General features: G+C 71.4%; 14 protein-coding genes. 12 read left to right on the forward strand and 2 right to left on the reverse strand.

The features are described from left to right. Nucleotides 1-3: 3 nt before the first annotated feature. Nucleotides 4-831: an inositol monophosphatase family protein gene (locus tag ACZ7MG_RS27715; protein WP_471384762.1), complete on the forward strand. Its 828-nt coding sequence runs from the start codon at nucleotides 4-6 to the stop codon at nucleotides 829-831. 124 nt (nucleotides 832-955) lie between these two features. Here ACZ7MG_RS27715 and ACZ7MG_RS27720 read toward each other — a convergent pair whose 3' ends face one another. Continuing rightward, nucleotides 956-1,129 (reverse strand): hypothetical protein, encoded by a 174-nt coding sequence (locus ACZ7MG_RS27720; protein WP_471384761.1) that lies wholly within the window; start codon nucleotides 1,127-1,129, stop codon nucleotides 956-958. A 417-nt stretch (nucleotides 1,130-1,546) separates the two neighbouring features. Between ACZ7MG_RS27720 and ACZ7MG_RS27725 the strand changes: the two genes are divergently transcribed. From ACZ7MG_RS27725 to ACZ7MG_RS27740, 4 genes are all read left to right on the forward strand, one after another. Beyond that, nucleotides 1,547-2,200 carry a response regulator transcription factor gene (locus tag ACZ7MG_RS27725; RefSeq protein WP_086753693.1) on the forward strand — a complete coding sequence of 218 codons (654 nt, stop codon included), beginning with the start codon at nucleotides 1,547-1,549 and terminating at the stop codon, nucleotides 2,198-2,200. 6 nt (nucleotides 2,201-2,206) lie between these two features. Then, entirely contained in the window at nucleotides 2,207-3,466 is a 1,260-nt protein-coding gene (locus ACZ7MG_RS27730) for a sensor histidine kinase (protein WP_471384760.1), read from the forward strand. 404 nt (nucleotides 3,467-3,870) lie between these two features. Continuing rightward, nucleotides 3,871-4,167 (forward strand): DUF4193 domain-containing protein, encoded by a 297-nt coding sequence (locus tag ACZ7MG_RS27735; RefSeq protein ID WP_005481602.1) that lies wholly within the window; start codon nucleotides 3,871-3,873, stop codon nucleotides 4,165-4,167. A 13-nt stretch (nucleotides 4,168-4,180) separates the two neighbouring features. Continuing rightward, nucleotides 4,181-5,134, forward strand: coding sequence for a hypothetical protein (locus ACZ7MG_RS27740; protein WP_471384759.1), 954 nt, complete (start codon nucleotides 4,181-4,183; stop codon nucleotides 5,132-5,134). Nucleotides 5,135-5,277: 143 nt separating this feature from the next. Here ACZ7MG_RS27740 and ACZ7MG_RS27745 read toward each other — a convergent pair whose 3' ends face one another. After that, nucleotides 5,278-5,739, reverse strand: a complete 462-nt coding sequence (locus ACZ7MG_RS27745; protein WP_471384758.1) for a DUF3093 domain-containing protein — start codon at nucleotides 5,737-5,739, stop codon at nucleotides 5,278-5,280. 112 nt (nucleotides 5,740-5,851) lie between these two features. Here ACZ7MG_RS27745 and ACZ7MG_RS27750 point away from each other — a divergent pair, with 112 nt between their 5' ends. From ACZ7MG_RS27750 to ACZ7MG_RS27780, 7 genes are all read left to right on the forward strand, one after another. After that, complete coding sequence (locus ACZ7MG_RS27750) at nucleotides 5,852-6,436, forward strand: PaaI family thioesterase (RefSeq protein WP_471384756.1); 585 nt, start codon at nucleotides 5,852-5,854, stop codon at nucleotides 6,434-6,436. After that, complete coding sequence (gene dut / locus ACZ7MG_RS27755; protein WP_471384754.1) at nucleotides 6,433-6,978, forward strand: dUTP diphosphatase; 546 nt, start codon at nucleotides 6,433-6,435, stop codon at nucleotides 6,976-6,978. The genes ACZ7MG_RS27750 and dut overlap by 4 nt, the downstream gene beginning before the upstream one ends. A 1-nt stretch (nucleotide 6,979) precedes the next feature. Continuing rightward, entirely contained in the window at nucleotides 6,980-7,759 is a 780-nt protein-coding gene (locus tag ACZ7MG_RS27760) for a DUF3710 domain-containing protein (RefSeq protein ID WP_152172183.1), read from the forward strand. A 196-nt stretch (nucleotides 7,760-7,955) separates the two neighbouring features. Continuing rightward, nucleotides 7,956-10,682, forward strand: a complete 2,727-nt coding sequence (locus ACZ7MG_RS27765; RefSeq protein WP_471384752.1) for a DUF4118 domain-containing protein — start codon at nucleotides 7,956-7,958, stop codon at nucleotides 10,680-10,682. After that, a complete protein-coding gene (locus ACZ7MG_RS27770) occupies nucleotides 10,679-11,362 on the forward strand; it encodes a response regulator (protein WP_471384750.1) in 684 nt (227 codons plus the stop codon). The genes ACZ7MG_RS27765 and ACZ7MG_RS27770 overlap by 4 nt, the downstream gene beginning before the upstream one ends. 44 nt (nucleotides 11,363-11,406) lie before the next feature. After that, a complete protein-coding gene (locus tag ACZ7MG_RS27775; RefSeq protein WP_149827837.1) occupies nucleotides 11,407-11,805 on the forward strand; it encodes an OB-fold nucleic acid binding domain-containing protein in 399 nt (132 codons plus the stop codon). A 3-nt stretch (nucleotides 11,806-11,808) separates the two neighbouring features. Then, nucleotides 11,809-12,567 (forward strand): DUF3159 domain-containing protein, encoded by a 759-nt coding sequence (locus ACZ7MG_RS27780; RefSeq protein WP_471384747.1) that lies wholly within the window; start codon nucleotides 11,809-11,811, stop codon nucleotides 12,565-12,567. Nucleotides 12,568-12,694: the final 127 nt, after the last annotated feature.

A 12,694-nucleotide genomic window follows, 5' to 3' on the forward strand; every position in this document is an offset into this window, starting at 1 on the left:
ACCATGACCGACCAGCCAGAGCGTCCGGAGCGCCCGGACGGCCTGCGGGCCGAACTGCTGGAGATCGCCCTGGACGCGGCCGCCCGCGCGGGAGCCTTCCTGCGCGACGGCCGGCCCGCCGATCTCGGTGTGGCCGCCACCAAGTCCAGCGCGGTCGACGTCGTCACCGAGATGGACATCGCCTCCGAGAAGCTGATCACCGGCCTCCTCGCCGAACGCAGGCCGCACGACGGCGTGCTCGGCGAGGAGGGGGCCAGCGTCGAGGGCACCAGCGGCGTCCAGTGGGTGATCGACCCCCTCGACGGCACCGTCAACTACCTTTACGGGCTTCCCAGTTGGGCCGTGTCCATCGCGGTCCGGGTGGACGGCGAGACGGTCGTGGGCGTGGTGTACGCCCCGGTGCGCGGCGAGACCTTCCGGGCCGTCCTCGGCGAGGGCGCGTTCCTCAACGACCGCCCCGCGCGCGTGCGGCCCGCCCCGGAGCTGGGAGTGGCCCTCGTCGGCACCGGCTTCGGCTACCTCGCCGAGCGACGGGCCAAGCAGGCCGAGGTGCTGCACCGGCTGATCCCCGAGGTGCGGGACATCCGGCGCGGCGGCTCGGCCGCGATCGACCTCTGCGACGTGGCCGTGGGCCGTCTGGACGCGTACTACGAGCGCGGTCTGAACGCCTGGGACTACGCGGCGGGGGACCTCGTCGCCCGGGAGGCGGGCGCCCTGACCGGTGGCCGCCCCGGAGAGCCCCTCTCGCCCGACCTGACCATCGCCGCCCCACCCACCCTCTTCGAGGCCCTCCAGACCCGCCTGGACGACCTCGGCGCCTGGCACGACTGAGGGCCACGACAGCAGTCGCCCCCCCGGAGCCGGGCAGTCGTCCCGCGGAGCCGCCGAGCGCAGAAAAAACAACACCCCCGGACTGGATCTGCCGGGGGTGTCGTGTCGTGCGTCGGGCCGGGAATCAGACGCTCTGCGCGCCGACCTCCACACCGTGGTCGGCGGCGAGGCGGCGCAGGTCGTCGAGCTCGCCCTGCTCCACCTCGACGAGGAAGTCGTCTCCCTCGTCGAGAGCCCTGGTCAGGTCGGACTCGGTCGCCCTTATGCGCTGCAGAAGTCCTGCGGTGAATGCGTCCATGCTGCGCCCCCTCGTCCTGGGTCGTGGGTCGATGGCACGGGGGTGTGCCGTTCGGAAGGGGCGATCACGTCTCTTTGTGGATGCCCAGCGCTGCCCTGGCCGGGCGGCGACGGTGCCGGACACCCACGCCCACTCTGCGGAAAAGCGGATGCCGACGTACCGCATGGTGGTGCGGCACAAGCAGAGCGTGATCGCGGGGTGTAAAGCCGTCCTCCCCCCGGTCTCTCGGACGGAAACCTCAACCGGACGAAAAAATCCCGCATTCCCGGCCGGGCACCTTCGCCCTTCCTGTCCCGGGGTCGTCTTACAGCCGACTTACGGCCGAAAAAGGCAGGATGGAGGTCACACACCCACGAACACCCTGCCCGTGTGCGCCTCCCACGCGCTACGCGGGTGGACACAGGAAGGACAAGCGACGTGCGCGTACTCGTCGTCGAGGACGAGCAGCTGCTCGCCGATGCGGTGGCCACCGGACTGCGCCGGGAGGCCATGGCCGTCGACGTCGTGTACGACGGTGCGGCGGCCCTGGAACGCATCGGCGTCAACGACTACGACGTCGTCGTCCTCGACCGGGACCTCCCCCTCGTCCACGGCGACGACGTCTGCCGCAAGCTCGTCGAGCTGGGCCTGCCCACGCGCGTGCTGATGCTCACCGCGTCCGGCGACGTCAGCGACCGTGTCGAGGGCCTGGAGATCGGCGCCGACGACTACCTGCCCAAGCCGTTCGCCTTCAGCGAGCTCATCGCGCGCGTACGGGCCCTCGGCCGGCGCACGAGCCTGCCGCTGCCGCCCGTCCTGGAGCGGGCCGGCATCAAGCTCGACCCCAACCGCCGCGAGGTCTTCCGCGACGGCAAGGAGGTCCAGCTCGCGCCCAAGGAGTTCGCGGTCCTGGAGGTGCTGATGCGCAGCGAGGGCGCCGTGGTGTCCGCGGAGCAGCTCCTCGAGAAGGCCTGGGACGAGAACACCGATCCGTTCACCAACGTCGTACGCGTCACGGTCATGACGCTGCGCCGCAAGCTCGGCGAACCACCGGTCATCGTCACCGTGCCCGGCTCCGGCTACCGGATCTGATCCGCCGTGGCCGCCACCCCGGCGCCGCCCCAGGCGCCCCCGAAGCCCACCTGGGACCCCCGTCGGGCACAGAACCCGCTCCCCTGGCTGCGCCCGACCATCCGGATACGGCTCACGCTGCTGTACGGCGGCATGTTCCTGATCGCCGGAATCCTGCTGCTGTCGATCATCTATCTGCTCGCCGCCCAGGCCGTGAGCACCGGCAACACCCCGGTGTTCAAGATCGAGGACGGCACGAACATCAGCGTGTCCAGCAACATATGTCCCGCGGTCGACGCCGACACGGCCCCGACCAACCTCCGGCTGGACGACTTCAACCGGGCGATCGCGGCCTGCATCGACCACGAGCGTCAGGTCGCCCTGGACACCCTGCTCAGCCGTTCCCTGCTGGCCCTGCTCGGGCTCGCCGTGATCGCGTTCGCCTTCGGGTACGCGATGGCGGGCCGGGTGCTCGCGCCGCTCGGCCGGATCACCCGCACCGCGCGCGCGGTGGCCGGCTCGGACCTGTCCCGCCGGATCGAGCTGGACGGCCCGGACGACGAGCTGAAGGAGCTGGCGGACACCTTCGACGACATGCTGGAGCGGCTCCAGCGGGCCTTCACGGCCCAGCAGCGGTTCGTCGGCAACGCCTCGCACGAGCTGAGAACACCGCTGGCGATCAACCGCACGCTGCTGGAGGTGCATCTCTCCGATCCGGGTGCGCCGGCCGAGCTGCAGCAGCTGGGCAGAACGCTGCTGGCCACCAACGAGCGCAGCGAGCAGCTCGTCGAGGGGCTGCTGCTGCTCGCCCGCAGCGACAATCAGATCGTCGAGCGCAAACCCGTGGACCTCGCCGAGGTCGCCTCCCAGGCCGTCGACCAGGTGCGCTCCGAGGCGGACGCCAAGAAGGTGCAGATCCGCGGCGAGCGGGCCCCTGCGGTCGTCCAGGGCAACGGCGTGCTGCTGGAGCGGATCGCCCTGAACCTCGTGCAGAACGCCGTCCGGTACAACGTGCCGGAGGGCGGCTGGGTGGAGGTCACCACGGAGCTTCAGCACGGGCAGGCGGTGCTGGTGGTCACGAACACCGGGCCCGTGGTCCCGGCGTACGAGATCGACAACCTTTTCGAGCCGTTCCGGCGGCTGCGTACCGAGCGCACGGGCAGCGACAAGGGCGTGGGCCTCGGCCTGTCGATCGTCCGGTCCGTGGCCCGGGCGCACGGCGGCCACATCGCGGCCCGGCCACGTGAGGGAGGCGGCCTCGTGATGCGCGTGACCCTTCCCGTCTGAGAAAATGACCCCCGGCTCCGGGACGTGTTCGCTTTGCGCGGAATTTCCCGGGCGCCTGATCGAAACGGTCGTGCACGACCAATGTGTGATCGATCACAAGGGCGAATTTCCAGCCATCTACCGAGCGTGATCATGTGGCCGTCGGAAAGCCGGGAAAATCCGGGTTTTCGGGGGTTGAGATCACGGGAAGTACATGCTGAGGCGCCTTTGATATGCAGCCTCTGGACCGTGTACGGTCCCGTTCGCCATCCAAGCCGATCACTCTTGAGGAGTCCGGTTGGGTGTCGATTGAGTAACAGACCTTGATGTGAGGCAAAATCTCCGCCTCAGGTCGGGCACAAGTCCGGCCTCTCACGCGTTACGTGCGCTGGAGACACCGCAGACACCCAGAGGGGGAGAGCGACATGGCAACGGATTACGACACCCCACGCAAGACCGACGACGACGTCGACTCGGACAGCCTGGAAGAGCTCAAGGCTCGCCGGAACGACAAGTCGACTTCCGCCGTGGATGTAGACGAGTTCGAGGCTGCCGAAGGCCTGGAACTGCCCGGGGCCGACCTCTCGAACGAGGAGCTGGCCGTCCGGGTGCTGCCCAAGCAGCAGGACGAGTTCACCTGCATGAGCTGCTTCCTGGTGCACCACCGCAGCCAGCTGGCCCGCGAGAAGAACGGTCAGCCGATCTGCCGCGACTGCGACTGAGGCAGGGTCGGCCGTGACTGGCTCGACCCCTCCCTGGAAGCGCCGCTCCCGCAAGGGGGCGGACCAGGAGCCGTACGACGGCTCCGGCGACGGCGTGCGTGACGACGAGCGGGGCTCCTCCGACCAGGGAGCGGCCTCGCTCGAACGTGCGTCCGGCACGGCGTCGGGGGGCGCCACGGATGAGCAGGGACGCCTGCCCGTACCGGTGGACACTCCGGCGCCGGTCGCCCGACGGCGCGCGGCCGTCGTCCGCGACGGACTGAAACAGGGCCTCAAGGTCGGGGCCCGCAAGAGCGGTGACGGGGCCAGAGCGGGCCTCGCGTACATCACCGACCGGGTCATCGAGATCGCCCCGCGGATCCCCGTGCGCGATCTCGCGGCTCTGCGTGCCCAGTTCCCGGGGCTAGGGCCCGAGCAGATCGCCGACAAGCTCGTCGCGGGGGCCGCCAACGCGACCTCCACGGTGGGCGCGGGGGTCGGGGCCGCCGCGATGCTGCCGGCGCCGCCCGCGATGCCCGCGGAGCTGGCCGCCGAGATCACCGGGGTCGCCGCGGTCGAGCTGAAGCTCATCGCCGAGCTGCACGAGGTGTACGGGGCGCGGCCGCCGGGGAATCTGCGGCAGCGCAGTACCGCGTATCTGGACTCCTGGTCCGGGGAGCGCGGGATCGACGTGACCAAGCCGTCGACGATCAACTCGGCGCTCGGCGGGCAGGTGAAGCGGCAGCTGCGGCAGCAGATCATGAAGCGGATGGTGCGGAATCTGCCGAACCTGATGCCGTTCCTGGTGGGCGCCGCGGTGGGGGCGGTCATGAACCGCCGGGAGACCAAACACCTCGCTGAGCGGATCCGTAAGGACCTGCGGCGCGTTCAGGTGCCGTGGGAGGCGCTGCCGGAGCTGCCGCCGCTGGAGGAGCCGGTTGATCCGCTGGCGGTGGGGGAGCTGCCGAAGGAGCTGGGCGGGGGCTGAGGGAGAGTCCCGGCTGCCGGGCGCCTCGTCGGCGTTCGTCCCTGTCGCTGCCCCGTTCCCGGCGGCGAGCGGTAAGAGTTCGACGAGAAAACCCCGCCGCCGAGTCGCTCCATCGCCGCCTGCCGCCTGTGGGGGCGGGTGGGTTACGCGGCGGTCTTCGCTGCTTCCAGGGCGGTTGTCAGGCGCTCCGGGTCGCGGGTGGACAGGTAGACGTACGGGGTGGGGTCGGTCGGGTCGGTGATGGGGATGCGGAGGGCCGTGGGGATGTAGGCGCGCAGGAGCATGAAGGCGTGGGGGTTGGCCTTGTGGGTGCGCCAGGCCTGGGCCTCCTCGCGGTCCAGGATCTCCGGTTCGCCGAGGGCGCTGACCGGGATCTTCGCCTCGCCCGCGATCAGGGAGTCGCCGACGACCCGGATGCGCACCGAGCCGTAGGAGCTGGCGACGACCGCCGCGACCGCGGTGCCGCCGGCCAGGCCGCCCAGCAGGGGCAGCGTGCCGAACGGCAGCAGGATGAGGGCCATCGAGACACCGACCAGGAAGCAGACGAGCCACCAGGTGCGGGGAGCGGTGAGGCGTTCTTCGTACGGCGAGGCGGAGAGCTGCATGGCGTCAAGCTTGGCATGGGGGTCCTCCCGTCCCGGAATAGGGGCGTCCGAGGGGAAACCCTGCCCGTAGGGACGGTGGCCGGACGCTGACGGACGGGTAAGGTCTGCGCCTGTGAGAGGTACTTCCGCGGCCCTGCGGCCCCCGGCGGACGCCAAGGCACCCGTACGGCATCCCGACGCACCCGCCCCCGGCGAGCCGCTCGGCGCGCACTACGGGCAGTGTTTCGGCTGTGGCGGAGAGCAGCCCCACGGGCTGCATCTGGAGGCGACGGCCGGTGAGGGCGTCACCCTCACCGCCGAGTTCACCGTGCGGCCCGCGCACCAGGGGGCCCCGGGCCTCGCGCACGGCGGGGTCCTGGCGAGCGCCCTCGACGAGACCCTCGGCTCCCTCACCTGGCTGCTGCGCACCATCGCGGTGACCGGACGGCTGGAGACGGACTTCATGCGGCCCGTCCCCGTGGGCACCGTGCTGCATCTGCGGGCCGAGGCCACGGCGGTGGCCGGGCGGAAGATCTTCGCGACCGCCGAGGGGCGCATCGGGGGCCCCGACGGACCGCTCGCCGTACGCGCCGACGCGCTCTTCGTCGAGGTCAAGGTGGACCACTTCATCGACCACGGCCGCGACGAGGAGATCCGGGCGGCCATGGACGACCCGGACCAGGTCCGGCGGGCCCGTGCCTTCGAGGTGAACCCGTGAGCGGCGGCCGTACCCCTCTCGACGTCCTGATCCGGCGCGTCGACCCCGACGTGCCGCTGCCGGACTACGCGCGGCCCGGTGACGCGGGAGCCGATCTGCGCACCACGGAGAGCCGGGAGTTGAAGCCCGGCGAACGGGCCGTGCTGCCCACGGGAGTGTCCATCGCGCTCCCGGAGGGGTACGCGGCCTTCGTGCACCCACGATCCGGTCTCGCCGCCCGCTGCGGCGTCGCCCTGGTGAATGCCCCGGGGACGGTTGATGCCGGGTACCGTGGGGAGATCAAGGTGATCGTGGTGAATCTCGACCCGCATGAAGCCGTGCGGTTCGAGCGCTTCGACCGGATTGCCCAACTGGTCGTCCAGCAGGTCGAGAAGGTGCGCTTCCAGGAGGTGGCGGAGCTTCCCGACTCGGCGCGGGCCGAGGGGGGCTTCGGGTCCACCGGCGGTCATGCCGCCGTGGACGGCACAACGAGCGGCACAGCAAGCGGCACAACGGGTGGGAATCGATACGCTTCGGTCGTATCCGACCGGGAAGGACAGTGACGTGTTCGGACGTCGCAAGAAGAAGGGTTCCGCCGAGGACGCGGCGGACGCGGCGAGCGAGGCCGAGCAGGTCGACGGCGTTGCCGGGGAAGCCGACGGCGAGGCGGACGAGGTCGAGCGGGAGCGCGTGCGGCTCGAGCCCGAGCCGCGGCCGGACGGCCCGTGGGACAGCACCGAGGTGCGCGAGCCCGGCGAGGGCCGGGTGGACCTCGGCGGCATCTTCGTGCCCGGAGTCGACGGCATGGAGCTGCGGGTCGAGGTCGCGGGCGACGCGATCGTCGCGGCGACCGTCGTGCTGCGGGACAGCGCGGTCCAGCTGCAGGCCTTCGCCGCACCCAAGCGCGAGGGCATCTGGGGCGAGGTCCGTGAGGAGATCGCCTCCGGCATCACCCAGCAGGGCGGTGTCATCGACGAGGTCGAGGGTCCGCTGGGCTGGGAGCTGCGCGCGCAGGTCCCGGTGCAGCTGCCGGACGGCACGGGCGGCTTCCAGGTCGTCCGGTTCGTCGGCGTGGACGGGCCCCGCTGGTTCCTGCGCGGAGTGATCTCCGGGCGGGGCGCGGTGGAGCCGCAGACCGCCGGGCTGCTGGAGCAGATCTTCCGGGACACGGTCGTCGTCCGCGGTGAGGGCCCCATGGCGCCGCGCGACCCGATCGTCCTGAAGCTGCCGAACGACGCGCAGATGGTCCCCGAGGGGGTCCAGCAGGAGGAGCAGGCCGGTTCCCGCTTCTCCGGCGGCATGGGGCAACTGCAGCGCGGGCCCGAGATCACCGAGGTGCGCTAGACGGGATCCGGCTGAGGCCGTCCGGGAACTGCGGGTCCGTCGTGGCTGGTCGCGCAGTTCCCCGGCCCCTTGCGGGGCGTCGGCGTCAGGGTTGTGTCAAAGAGGCGGCCTCCGGTCGCCTCTGTCTGTTTTGCCGTGATTATTGGCCGTAAGGTCGACGCTGCGTAGGCGGTGGTCACGGGAAGACAATGGGGACATGGGACGCGGCAAGCTCCGGATCTACCTCGGTGCGGCACCGGGCGTCGGCAAGACGTACGCGATGCTGTCCGAAGCGCATCGGCGGATCGAGCGCGGCACCGACTGCGTGGTGGCCGTCGTGGAGCACCACGGCCGTCCGCGCACCGAGGTGATGCTGCACGGCCTCGACCAGGTCCCGCGCCGGGAGCTCGCGTACCGGGACACGGTCTTCACCGAGATGGACGTGGACGCCGTGCTCGCCCGGCGGCCCCGGGTGGCCCTCGTGGACGAGCTGGCCCACACCAATGTGCCGGGCTCGCGCAACGACAAGCGCTGGCAGGACGTCGAGGAACTGCTCGCCGCCGGCATCGACGTGGTCTCGACCGTCAACATCCAGCACCTGGAGTCGCTCGGCGATGTCGTCGAGTCGATAACGGGCGTACGGCAGCGCGAGACCGTGCCCGACGAGATGGTCCGGCGGGCCGACCAGATAGAGCTGGTCGACATGTCGCCCCAGGCGCTGCGGCGGCGGATGGCGCACGGCAACGTCTACCAGCCGGACAAGGTCGACGCGGCCCTGTCGAACTACTTCCGGCCCGGGAACCTGACCGCGCTGCGGGAGCTGGCGCTGCTGTGGGTGGCGGACCGGGTCGACGAGTACCTCAACGCGTACCGCAGCGAGCACCAGGTGTCGAAGATCTGGGGTTCGCGGGAACGGATCGTGGTCGGGCTGACCGGCGGCCCCGAGGGCCGGACCCTGATCCGGCGGGCCGCCCGGCTGGCCGAGAAGGGCGCGGGCGGCGAGGTCATGGCCGTCTACATCGCCCGCAGCGACGGGCTGACCTCCGCCTCGCCCAAGGAACTCACCGTCCAGCGCACCCTCGTCGAGGACCTCGGCGGCACCTTCCACCACGTCATCGGCGACGACATCCCGGCCGCGCTGCTGGCCTTCGCGCGCGGGGTCAACGCCACCCAGATCGTGCTCGGCGTCTCACGCCGCAAGAGCTGGCAGTACGTGTTCGGGCCGGGCGTCGGCGCGACCGTGGCCCGGGACTCGGGGCCCGACCTGGACGTCCACCTGATCACCCACGCCGAGGCGGGCAAGGGACGCGGGCTGCCCGTGGCCCGGGGCGCGCGGCTCGGCCGGGCCCGGATGGTCTGGGGCTGGCTGGTCGGGACCGCCGGGCCCCTGCTGCTCGCGCTGCTGCTGGCCAACGTCGAGACCGACCTCGGTCTCGCCAACGACATGCTGCTGTTCCTGTCCCTGACGGTGGCCGCGGCCCTGCTGGGCGGTCTGCTGCCCGCGCTGGCCGCCGCCGTGCTGGGCTCGCTGCTGCTCAACTGGTTCTTCACCCCGCCGCTGCACACCCTGACGGTCGACGACCCGACGAACATCGTCGCCATCGTCGTCTTCATAGGGGTCGCGGTGGCGGTGGCGTCCGTGGTGGACCTCGCGGCCCGGCGCACCCACCAGGCGGCCCGGCTGCGCGCCGAGTCGGAGATCCTGTCCTTCCTCGCGGGCAGCGTGCTGCGCGGCGAGACCAGCCTGGAGGCGCTGCTCGAACGAGTGCGCGAGACCTTCGGGATGGAGTCGGTGGCGCTGCTGGAGCGCGGGAGCGAGGTCGACCCGTGGTCCTGCGCGGGCAGCGTCGGGCCGCGCCAGGTGGACCGTCCGGAGGCCGCGGACGTGGACATGCCGGTCGGCGACCACATGGCGCTCGCGCTGTCCGGGCGCGTCCTGCCCGCCGAGGACCGCCGGGTGCTGGCCGCGTTCGCCGCGCAGGCCGCCGTCGTACTGGACCGGCGGCGCCTGCGGCAGGAGGCCGACCAGGCCAAGGAACTGGCCGAGGGCAACCGCATCCGCACCGCGCTGCTCGCCGCCGTCAGCCATGATCTGCGCACCCCGCTGGCCGGGATCAAGGCGGCGGTGTCGTCCCTGCGCTCCGACGACGTCGCCTGGTCGGAGGAGGACGAGGCCGAACTGCTCGCGGGGATCGAGGAGGGCGCCGACCGGCTCGACCACCTCGTGGGCAACCTCCTCGACATGTCCCGCCTGCAGACCGGCACGGTCAGCACGCTGATCCGCGAGATCGACCTCGACGAGGTGGTCCCGATGGCCCTCGGCGGTGTCCCCGAGGGCAGCGTCGGACTGGAGATCCCCGAGAGCCTGCCCATGGTCGCCGTCGACCCCGGGCTGCTGGAGCGCGCGGTCGCCAACGTCGTCGAGAACGCCGTCAAGTACAGCCCGCCCGGCACGCCCGTCCAGGTCTCCGCCAGCGCCCTCGGCGGCCGGGTCGAGGTCCGGGTCACCGACCGCGGCCCCGGCGTCCCCGACGAGGCCAAGGACCGTATCTTCGCGCCCTTCCAACGCCACGGGGACGCCCCGCGCGGCATCGGCGTGGGACTGGGGCTCGCGGTCGCCCGGGGCTTCGCCGAGGCCATGGGCGGCACGCTCGACGCCGAGGACACCCCCGGCGGAGGACTCACCATGGTGCTCACCGTGCGGGCCGCGGAGAACGGCTCCGGGCCCGGTACGGCCCCGCGGTCGGGCATCGACCCGGCGGCGGACGCGTCGTCGTCCCCAGGCACCGACCCGTCGTCGTCGCCGGGTACTAACCCGACGTCGTCGCCGGGCACCGACCCGGCGCGGGACACGTCTACGTCGGCAGACGCCGACCCGTCGGCGGAGACGGCCGCCGGCGCATCGGTCGGCACGGCCCCATCGGCAGAGAGGCGAACCACATGACCCGGGTGCTCGTGGTCGACGACGAGCCGCAGATCGTCCGCGCGCTCGTGATCAACCTGAAGGCCCGCAAGTACGACGTCGACGCGGCCCACGACGGCGCGGGCGCCCTCGAACTCGCCGCCGCCCGCCACCCCGACGTCGTCGTCCTCGACCTCGGGCTGCCCGACATGGACGGTGTCGAGGTGATCAAGGGGCTGCGCGGCTGGACCCGGGTGCCGATCATCGTGCTCTCCGCCCGCCACACCTCCGACGAGAAGGTCGAGGCCCTCGACGCGGGCGCCGACGACTACGTCACCAAGCCCTTCGGCATGGACGAGCTGCTCGCCCGGCTGCGCGCCGCCGTCCGCCGCGCCGAGCCCGTCGGGGGCGAGGAGGGCGACGTGATCGTGGAGACCGACGACTTCACCGTGGACCTGGCCGCGAAGAAGGTGCACCGGGACGGCAGGGACGTCCGGCTCACCCCCACCGAGTGGCACCTCCTGGAGGTGCTGGTTCGCAACACCGGGCGGCTGGTCGGCCAGCGACAGCTGCTCCAGGAGGTCTGGGGGCCGTCGTACGGGACGGAGACCAACTATCTGCGGGTCTACATGGCCCAGCTGCGGCGCAAGCTGGAGGGCGACCCCTCACGGCCCCGGCACTTCATCACCGAGGCGGGGATGGGGTACCGCTTCGAGAAGTAGCCGGGGGTGCGGCTCTGTCGGTGGGCCCCGGTACGCTTTTTGTCATGAGTGCTGTTCCTCGTTCCGAGAAGCCGGCGGGCCGGTTCCGGCGCATGCTCGACCGGCTCTCCTCGTCCCAGACGGACCTGGAGTCGGAGGAGCTGCGCGAGGACGCGGACACCGCGGGCTGTACGCGCATATGTGACTGCCACGACCGGCAGATCGTGACGGTTACTGGTACCTTGCGCACGGTCACGCTGCGCCCCCGAGCCGGTGTCCCGGCCCTGGAGGCCGAACTGTTCGACGGTTCGGCCGCGCTGGACGTGGTGTGGCTGGGCAGACGCTCCATCGTCGGGATAGAACCGGGGCGCAAGCTGATCGCATCCGGCCGGATCTCGATGAGCCGGGGCCGTAGGGTGCTGTTCAATCCGAAGTACGAACTCAGACCGCTCGGACGGGAGTAGCCGGTGACGTCGCTCGACAAGCCGACGGAGGACGCCCAGCACGGCGTCCGGGACGCCGAGGGCGGACCGGACGGCGAGCACGACTCCAGGGCGGTGACGGAGGCCGCGCTGTTCGAGGCGTTCGGCGGCGTGCGCGGCATGGTCGAGACCGTGCTCCCGGGGCTGCTCTTCGTCTCCATCTTCACGATCAACAAGGACCTGCACTCGGCGGCCCTCGCGGCCCTCGGTGTCTCCGTCCTGCTGGTCGTGGTGCGGCTCGTCATGAAGGACACCGTCAAGCACGCATTCAGCGGTGTCTTCGGGGTCGCCTTCGGCGTGGTCTTCGCGATGATGACCGGCAACGCCAAGGACTTCTATCTGCCGGGCATGCTCTACACGCTGGGCCTCGGGCTCGCGTACATCATCACCACGATGGCCGGGGTGCCGCTGATCGGTCTGATGCTCGGCCCGGTCTTCAAGGAGAACCTGTCCTGGCGGACCCGGAACCCGGGACGCAAGAAGGCGTACGCGAAGGCGAGTTACGCCTGGGGCGCGATCCTGCTCGCCAAGTGCGCGATCCTCTTCCCGCTGTACTGGTGGGCCGACACCACCCAGCTGGGCTGGGTGCTCATCGCCCTGAAGATCCCGCCGTTCCTGCTCGCCGTCTGGCTGACCTGGATCTTCCTCGCGAAGGCGCCGGCTCCGATCGACGTGTTCGCGGAGATGGAGGCGGAGGAGCGCGCGGCGGAGGAGCGGAAGGCTGCGGCGCGGGCGGGTGAGTAGGCAGCCGGGGTTGGTGCGGGACACCCGGGGGCTGCGCCCCCAGCCCCCCGCTTCGGCCTGCGGCCTCGTCCTCAAACGCCGGACGGGCTGAGGGTGCCTGACCCGGCTGAATGGGGCACAGGGGCTG

This window comes from Streptomyces sp. NPDC107538, assembly GCF_055657445.1.